Raw genomic sequence first — 6,014 nt, 5'->3', positions numbered from 1 at the left:
ATAAAATATTGAGTAACGATAAAATAAAAAAAATATTATGGGAACTATTGATGGAGATTATCGAGATTACAAGGAAAATATGGGAAGAAAGGAAGAAAAAAGAAGCGTAGAATGAGCAAGTTAGTATACATATAATAGAACCGCCTGTGAGGGCGGCTTCTTTGCGTTTATTTCACTAGTTTATCCATTACGTTTTTATATTTTGCGAATTCTTCGTCTTTCATTTCGCCATTCATTTGCAATAAGAAGTTACCTTTTGCGTAAGTATGAGAAAATAACATAGGAGCATTGTTTCCTAATTCATCGTAGTATTTCTTTGCTTTCTCTAGATCTTCTTTTTTAGTAAACTCGAATAATCTTCCACCGTTATCTTCGCCAAGGGCTGGTACCAAGATACGTTTGCCTTCTTTACGCATGTTACCGAACTCTTTTTGAGGTAGATCAGTCGGATTTTCCGCTTCTAGCCCAGCGTTTTTGAATTCAGTGATAATGGAGTCTACCGTTACCTTGGTTTCTTTCTTTTCTTTTTTCGCTTCTTGCTTTGGTTCAGCGGATGATTTTTCGCCACCACTACTGCATGCAGTTAGAGAAGCTAATGACAAGCATAGTGCCCCAACGATTAATGTCTTTTTCAAAGTGAGTCCTCCCCAAAATATATTACGTATTTAATTATAACAATAAATGACTATATTTACCTGGGGATATTTTGAAAATTGTTATTTTTACCATATGTATTCCCTGTAGTTCCCGACGTTGGGAAGTTTCTATAGAAAAAAGACGCCCTATTAAGCGTCCTGTTGATCCGTTTCTTTCAAAATTATGAGTTCACTAATATCTACTATCTGTAATTCAGTAGCAATTTTTTCAATGGCCTTTACAGGAAGTTGTTTACTTTTATTGTGATAGAGATCATTAATAGTTGCTGCCCTTATTCCAGTTGCCTCAGATAAGTCCTTCTGTGTTAATCCTCGTTTCGCCAATTGTTCTTTTAATAATACTTTAATTTCCATAGGTTACAACTCCTTTTTTATTTTAAGTATAAATTAAATTACGAAAATCGTAAAATAATACTTGCAAATTACGAAAATCGGAATTATACTAAATTTATGATTACGAAAATCGGAATTCCGAAAGGGAGATGTGAAAAAATGAACGTAGTAAACATGGAACAAGTAAATGTAAAAATAATTATCGAAAACCACGACGGAAGCACCGTAGAATGCTTCGAAAAAGGCGTGAAAATCAGCGATTCATTCATTTTAAGCGTATATGAGGACGGCATCGAGATTAATGAATACTACCATGACCAAGCGGGTGATATCGTACTCGGAACGGAGGTTTTAAGCTTACTTGGCGAGGTAAACGATTTCGCAATCAATCTTGAAGCAATTAGCAGTATGAACGCAATTGAGTTCTTATTAAAAATTGCAGCTGTCAAACGCGAAATACACTAAACGGTTATTCGAAAGGGGATAAAACGAAATGGGGAAAGTCACGAAAGAATTCAAAACGCTACTCACCGAATCACAACGCAAATCATTCGAAGCTCTACCGTTAGAATTACAAACGCATCTTACCGACAAAATCTACGAAACTCATATCAATCACTTCGAAGTCAGTACGTTGGCTTACGACGCCATAGGACAGACGACGGTATACGTCGAAACTGACAAGCGTCTTTATATCGCTAGTTACGATGAGCGGGATGGCAGCGTACTCGTTAGTAATAACGCGTCTAAAACAGCGGTAAAACTGTTCTTACACTTAAGCGAAAACTATCGCAATGAAGTACGTCAATTGCTAGACGAATTGGAGCGGGGGAGTGTCCGTCATGCGAAAACTAAATGATTATTTTGGTATAAGTACAGTATCAGACGGAATTTGGCTTTACGGATTTTACGTAATAGGTACGTTGTTATTCACGGCGAGTATGCTTATCGCGTGGGTACTATAAGAAAACGAAAATGGAGGCGGAAATCATGAGCTGCTTTTTAAACGTTGAACAAATGCAGGGGTTACCGATGGGATTACAAAGTGTGCTTTCAAAATTACCTATCGAAGAACCTATCGAATTATTCCAAATGAGTGAGTTAGATTCGATTTGTAAAGTAGTTATCGAAACAGAAACTTGGAGGGATACCGTCGAATATGATTGCAAGAAAGATATGGTTAAGTTACGAGACGTTGAGCCGTTAGGAGAATGTACATCGTTTGTTCTAGTCTTTGAATAGTAATTTTGAAAGGTGTGCTATGAGGTTTGTGTGCGATAGGTAGGCATGCAAACAAATAAGCCTAAGCGATGATACAAGGTAGTATGGAGGCGTTTGGCCACGGTTGTGTATTACTTTGGGACAGTTCATCGACCTATTAAATTAACAAAGGGGGAAACTAAGTATGGAATTAAAAGCGGGAGAAGTATTTAGAATGGAAAGGCGATACCCTATTGACGATACCTATCAAACCTATATGTTAGAAGGTTTAATGTTGAACGATGAGTTATTTCTAACAGCGAATGATGAACATTTAGGGGTCTATGATTTGCAAACGTTCTTGGAAACGAAGGATTTAAGTAGGAATTTTCTAGAGATTCATATTTATAGCAAGCGACCGTTATCTATTACGGATATCAATCAGTTTAAAAACAAAAGTATAATCGATTTAATTTTATATTACGTAAAAACAGAATAATTTAACGGTAAAAGCATCGTACGGCAAGCGGTGCTTTTTTATTTTTTTTCATAAGCATGTCGTTTTTAGTATGCAAGCGGAATTATTTAAAGTAGAGGGGAATTTTTTCTGTAAAGTGTCCGATTTAGGGTGTGAGCGGCATTATATAAGTGGAAAGAAAATTTTGCGAAAACCTGTCGTTTTTTTTTGATTCTCGGCGACATTATTTAAATGAGGACGTAAAAATTTCCGGAAATGTGTGCGGTTTAGCAATCTCACGCGACTTATTAAGTATTAAGCGAAAAAAATTTCAAGATTTCTGCGCGAAATGGGCGAGTCTTGCATCACATATAGCGTAGAGATTAAAAAATCGAAAAAAAATTTACGAAAAAGCGCGCAAGGTTATAAAGTAATGCGTCAAACGTTGTGTAAGAACGAAAAAATGTTGCAAAAGTAAAAATTTGACGTAATAATGCTGCGCAGTCTTCTATTCTCATGCGTCCTACACTATAGGAGGTAAAAGTCTATGAATATATCAAAATGATAGTTTTATGAAACAAGTATTAGTAAGGCTTTGAATAAATGAAGAAAGGAACGATTTATATGGATAGAAAGATATTCAAGTTTGTACGTTTATACAAGAATATGACGCAGGTTGAGTTTGCTTGTTATTTGGGTGTATCTCTTGCAACGGTTGGGCGTATTGAGACAGGTAGTTTAAAACTAACATCTAAGGTAAAAGCGAAAGTAGTATCTAATTTTGAATTTGATAAAGAGTTTTTTAGTTTTGTAGAAAGATATGAAAGATTAGGCGAAGTTTAATAAGGAATGATGTATTGATAGCACCCAACGATATTAAAGTGACAGCGGTAGATATAACTACTTATTAACGGCAGTAGGATTTACTGAAGACGGACAAACGAAGGGTGGCGTGATTGACACAGAATACAATGAGGTACATTAATGTGCAATTTTTAAAAGGTATTTATACCATAGGAAGGAAGAAACCGCCATAGTTACCTTTTGGAATCGAGTTGTTCCTTAGGGGAAAACTTTTCTAGGATAGTGATTTGTGAAAAACAATAAATTAAACTGGAGGCGTTATAGTGAATAATTTACAAGCACAAGTTAAAAAGTTTAATCATGGTATTTTTGGTGAGTTAGAGATTCTTATCAAGGATGGTAAGGAGCACTTCCCTGCAACAGATTCAGCAAGGATATTAGGTTACTCAGATCCGCATAAGGCAATCAAGCAACATACGAAAGAAAGTGGGTGGGTGTTTTACCCAGTCATCGATTTATTAGGAAGAAAACAAGAAAAGAAGTTCATCAGTGAGGGGAATCTTTATAGATTAATAACTCGTTCTAAACTTCCACAAGCTGAACAATTTGAAAAGTGGGTGTTCGAAGAAGTTCTCCCGACAATCCGTAAACACGGCGCATATATGACACCTGAAACACTAGAGCAGACGTTGAAGGACCCTGATTTTATTATCGGACTTGCTTCTCGTTTGAAAGAAGAACAGCAGGCACGAAAACAAGCAGAAAAGATTATCGAAGAACAGAAGCCGAAAGTATTATTCGCAGAAGCACTCGAAGTTTCAGAAACGTCAATTCTCATTGGTGAACTTGCGAAACTATTACGACAAAACGGAATCAAAATTGGTCAGAACAGGCTATTCGAATGGATGCGTAAAAACGGTTACTTGTGTAAGAAGAGTGGTGATATGTACAATTTACCGACGCAATCTTCAATGGATTTAGATTTATTCGAAATTAAAAAGCGAACTGTATCAAATCCCGACGGTTCTACACGGACAACAAGCACGACGAAAGTAACCGGAAAAGGGCAACTATACTTTGTAGATAAATTCCTAGGGAAAGGGGCATGATCATATGAGTGAGAAAATGAAAATACTAAATTATCGATATCCTGGCGAAGGGGCAATCGAGTTTACCGAACAATTTACGAAAGGCTTAACGAGAGATTGCGCAGTACACGTAGTCAAACGCCTTCTAAGGGGGAAACTACACGACAAAACGGACCCGCGCATTAAACGATGTGTGTATTGCCGTTATTTTTATCGAGACAAGACTCGACCCAGCAATAGTAATACTTGTTGTCGTGAATGTAAAATCGCATACGATACGATGAACCGAGCGAAGAAACGAAATACTGTATTGGGTCCGAAAAGGGAGACAAAACGTGATCAATACTATGCAGGGTGGCTTGAAAATCCGTTTTGGAGTAAGGAGTACGAAATGGTAAAGCACTCGTGGAAAACTGACGCTCCTTATTCGCCTGAAAAACTAGAGTTAATTATGGCCGCAAAACAGAGAGACGAAATGATGGGAGGTAAGCGAAAACCTAGACGGGCAGTGCCTTATTCGGGTAGAGATGATGAAAGTTAGCTGCAGTAATGTTGTATGTAGGGAAGATAAATTTCCCAAAAAAGTTGACTATAATACTAGAACAAAATGTCGTTTTACGCACCTATAAGGTGAGAGAGGGGATTTTTAACGCGATTAACTGTATCGTCGTACACAAAACGAAAGTTAATCGCGTCAGAATGCGAATCTCGGCGTACTAATTTAAGGGAAACGAATGAGACGGGTAAGCAGGTTTACCGTCCACCCTTTACGTATTTATTTTATTTAGAAGGGGTTGTTTATATTGTTAAAAGAAAAAATAACTTACAAGTATAGTAATGGAAATCACTATAACTGGGAAGTTACAAGCGGATTATTTATTATAGCTAAATCACTGTATAAGAAAGTTAAATTTTACCCATTTGTCTTCGATATTTACCAAGAAATCAATGAGATTGAAGACCATGCTATTGAAAGACTATGTGGTACACACAGCAGAGCATGCGAGTGTATACTAGCTTACTATAACGATGAAATTAATGTTGATGAACTTCTCGATGTATTGACGATTCCGTCCGAATACGCAGACGAGATCAGTGCACAGGAACTACTACAAAAATATAAAAAATCGTAATTTGCGGTCAGTTCGACCGCTTTTTATTTTACTTTAATTTAACGGAGGTTTTAATTTAATGAAGTTTACAGAGCGAGAAAGACATTTAACTAAAATGTTATTACTAATGGATAAATCATGTAGCAAGCTTTCGGACAAGTTAACTAGTTTATTTGGCGGTGATTCATACGTATCTATCGAGTTAGTAAAAGGTGACTTTATCTTTGAAGCGTTGGAGATAGGGACGTCTGATGCATCGGTAAATATCGTAATGGACTACATCGACAATAAATCAACATTAGATCAAGCTGTCGATGAAATCGAAGAACTACTAACACAATTCGAAGGAGAGGACGTGATTTAA

12 protein-coding genes are annotated in these 6,014 nt (G+C 36.7%); 10 read left to right on the top strand and 2 right to left on the bottom strand.

Annotated features, from left to right (window positions below):
- Window positions 1-167 precede the first annotated feature (167 nt).
- A complete protein-coding gene (locus V7183_RS03695; protein WP_438825151.1) occupies window positions 168-602 on the bottom strand; it encodes a stress protein in 435 nt (144 codons plus the stop codon).
- Between the two features lie 183 nt (window positions 603-785).
- Entirely contained in the window at window positions 786-1,010 is a 225-nt protein-coding gene (locus tag V7183_RS03690; RefSeq protein ID WP_335358707.1) for a helix-turn-helix domain-containing protein, read from the bottom strand.
- Window positions 1,011-1,148: 138 nt separating this feature from the next.
- Here V7183_RS03690 and V7183_RS03685 point away from each other — a divergent pair, with 138 nt between their 5' ends.
- The 10 genes from V7183_RS03685 (at window position 1,149) to V7183_RS03640 (ending at window position 6,014) form a co-directional block, all read left to right on the top strand.
- Window positions 1,149-1,454, top strand: coding sequence for a hypothetical protein (locus V7183_RS03685; protein WP_335358706.1), 306 nt, complete (start codon window positions 1,149-1,151; stop codon window positions 1,452-1,454).
- Window positions 1,455-1,482: 28 nt separating this feature from the next.
- Complete coding sequence (locus V7183_RS03680) at window positions 1,483-1,848, top strand: hypothetical protein (RefSeq protein ID WP_335358705.1); 366 nt, start codon at window positions 1,483-1,485, stop codon at window positions 1,846-1,848.
- Entirely contained in the window at window positions 1,832-1,954 is a 123-nt protein-coding gene (locus V7183_RS03675; RefSeq protein WP_335358704.1) for a DUF3961 domain-containing protein, read from the top strand. The genes V7183_RS03680 and V7183_RS03675 overlap by 17 nt, the downstream gene beginning before the upstream one ends.
- 25 nt (window positions 1,955-1,979) lie before the next feature.
- A complete protein-coding gene (locus V7183_RS03670; protein ID WP_335358703.1) occupies window positions 1,980-2,231 on the top strand; it encodes a hypothetical protein in 252 nt (83 codons plus the stop codon).
- A gap of 163 nt (window positions 2,232-2,394) precedes the next feature.
- Window positions 2,395-2,688, top strand: a complete 294-nt coding sequence (locus V7183_RS03665; RefSeq protein ID WP_335358702.1) for a hypothetical protein — start codon at window positions 2,395-2,397, stop codon at window positions 2,686-2,688.
- Between the two features lie 582 nt (window positions 2,689-3,270).
- A complete protein-coding gene (locus V7183_RS03660; protein ID WP_335358701.1) occupies window positions 3,271-3,489 on the top strand; it encodes a helix-turn-helix domain-containing protein in 219 nt (72 codons plus the stop codon).
- A gap of 284 nt (window positions 3,490-3,773) precedes the next feature.
- Entirely contained in the window at window positions 3,774-4,559 is a 786-nt protein-coding gene (locus V7183_RS03655) for a phage antirepressor (protein ID WP_335358700.1), read from the top strand.
- 4 nt (window positions 4,560-4,563) lie between these two features.
- Window positions 4,564-5,079: a hypothetical protein gene (locus V7183_RS03650; protein WP_335358699.1), complete on the top strand. Its 516-nt coding sequence runs from the start codon at window positions 4,564-4,566 to the stop codon at window positions 5,077-5,079.
- Window positions 5,080-5,341: 262 nt separating this feature from the next.
- Window positions 5,342-5,671, top strand: coding sequence for a hypothetical protein (locus tag V7183_RS03645; RefSeq protein WP_335358698.1), 330 nt, complete (start codon window positions 5,342-5,344; stop codon window positions 5,669-5,671).
- Between the two features lie 58 nt (window positions 5,672-5,729).
- Window positions 5,730-6,014: a hypothetical protein gene (locus V7183_RS03640; RefSeq protein WP_335358697.1), complete on the top strand. Its 285-nt coding sequence runs from the start codon at window positions 5,730-5,732 to the stop codon at window positions 6,012-6,014.

Origin of the sequence: Bacillus sp. JJ1127 (genome assembly GCF_036965845.1) — a bacterium.
GTDB lineage: Bacteria > Bacillota > Bacilli > Bacillales > Bacillaceae_G > Bacillus_A.
The sequence above is the reverse complement of the archived record's forward strand: the minus strand, read 5'-3'. Positions and strand labels throughout refer to the sequence as shown.

Bases quoted from the DNA above. Each gene is read 5' to 3' on its own strand.
- V7183_RS03685 (WP_335358706.1), top strand. From the start codon at position 1,149: ATGAACGTAGTAAACATGGAACAAGTAAATGTAAAAATAATTATCGAA.
- V7183_RS03690 (WP_335358707.1), bottom strand. From the start codon at position 1,010: ATGGAAATTAAAGTATTATTAAAAGAACAATTGGCGAAACGAGGATTA.
- V7183_RS03680 (WP_335358705.1), top strand. From the start codon at position 1,483: ATGGGGAAAGTCACGAAAGAATTCAAAACGCTACTCACCGAATCACAA.
- V7183_RS03675 (WP_335358704.1), top strand. From the start codon at position 1,832: ATGCGAAAACTAAATGATTATTTTGGTATAAGTACAGTATCAGACGGA.
- V7183_RS03640 (WP_335358697.1), top strand. From the start codon at position 5,730: ATGAAGTTTACAGAGCGAGAAAGACATTTAACTAAAATGTTATTACTA.
- V7183_RS03650 (WP_335358699.1), top strand. From the start codon at position 4,564: ATGAGTGAGAAAATGAAAATACTAAATTATCGATATCCTGGCGAAGGG.
- V7183_RS03665 (WP_335358702.1), top strand. From the start codon at position 2,395: ATGGAATTAAAAGCGGGAGAAGTATTTAGAATGGAAAGGCGATACCCT.
- V7183_RS03660 (WP_335358701.1), top strand. From the start codon at position 3,271: ATGGATAGAAAGATATTCAAGTTTGTACGTTTATACAAGAATATGACG.
- V7183_RS03670 (WP_335358703.1), top strand. From the start codon at position 1,980: ATGAGCTGCTTTTTAAACGTTGAACAAATGCAGGGGTTACCGATGGGA.